1 protein-coding gene is annotated in these 538 nt (G+C 66.5%); it reads left to right on the top strand.

The genetic code is table 11. The features are described from left to right. Nucleotides 1–12: 12 nt before the first annotated feature. Nucleotides 13–538, top strand: a 526-nt coding sequence (locus tag ACNAW0_RS30585; RefSeq protein WP_416291514.1) for a PA14 domain-containing protein, incomplete at its 3' end; no start/stop codon positions are given.

Below are 538 nucleotides of genomic sequence, written 5' to 3'. Positions count from 1 at the left end.
AGGAACAGTGTCGTGACCACCCCGGAGCATGCGGCGCTCGCCCGTAGCGTCGCTGCACAAGGCACCGTGCTGTTGAAGAACTCGGCCGGCGTCCTTCCGCTCGACGCTACGAAGATCGGCTCGGTCGCGGTGCTCGGCAACAATGCCGCCGAGAATGTCTACACCGGCGGGGGCGGCAGCTCATCGGTCAGGGCTCCCTATGTCGTCAGCCCGCTCCAGGGGATCACGGACCGGGTCGGAAAGAGCGTGACGATCAACCACCCGGCCGGGCAGCCGAACGGTAGTGGTGAGTTGCCGCCCGTCTCGTCGCAGTACCTGACGCCGCCCTCCGGCGAAGGGAACGGCCTCGAGGCCAGCTACTACAACAACGTCAACCTGGCTGGAAACCCCGTACTCAGGCGGGTCGACCCCAACATCGACTTCTCGTGGGGCGGCTCCCCGGGCAAGGGCGTCAACGCCAACAACTTCTCGGTGCGGTGGACCGGTACGCTCACCCCGCCCACGAGCACGACCTACACGTTCTCGCTGCTCACCCAGG

Source organism: Micromonospora sp. SL1-18 (genome assembly GCF_047921505.1).
Lineage (GTDB): Bacteria > Actinomycetota > Actinomycetes > Mycobacteriales > Micromonosporaceae > Micromonospora.
The sequence above is the reverse complement of the archived record's forward strand: the minus strand, read 5'-3'. Positions and strand labels throughout refer to the sequence as shown.